The sequence below is a fragment of the Bacillus sp. LR--39 genome, from assembly GCF_053613335.1.
Genome location: NZ_JBSIOT010001659.1, coordinates 1 through 509 on the forward strand (window position 1 = coordinate 1; position 509 = coordinate 509).

Below are 509 nucleotides of genomic sequence, written 5' to 3' on the forward strand. Positions count from 1 at the left end.
TGGCGGATGCGCAATTGGTTCCAGACCGATTGATCAGCATTTAAAAGGTTTTGAAGCAATGGGCGCAGAAATCAAAGTTGGTAATGGCTTCATTGAAGCTGAAGTAAAAGGCCGACTGCAAGGCGCAAAAATTTATCTGGACTTCCCAAGTGTAGGAGCTACAGAGAACCTGATTATGGCAGCCGCTCTAGCTGAAGGAACAACAACGCTGGAAAACGTGGCAAAAGAACCCGAAATCGTTGATTTAGCAAACTATATCAACGGCATGGGCGGAAAAATCCGCGGAGCTGGCACCGGCACCATCAAAATTGAAGGAGTCGAAAAGCTTCACGGCGTAAAACACCATATTATTCCTGACCGCATTGAAGCGGGCACATTTATGGTTGCTGCTGCAATCACTGAAGGAAACGTATTAGTAAAAGGAGCCGTTCCTGAACACCTCACCTCTTTAATTGCAAAAATGGAAGAGATGGGTGTAACAATTAAGGATGAAGGTGAAGGTCTGCGTG

The 509-nt window shown here is 45.8% G+C and carries 1 pseudogene; it reads left to right on the plus strand.

Features of this window, described 5'->3' with window-relative positions:
* Nucleotides 1-509 (plus strand): annotated as a pseudogene (locus tag ACWHAR_RS32360) (UDP-N-acetylglucosamine 1-carboxyvinyltransferase); the annotation flags it as partial.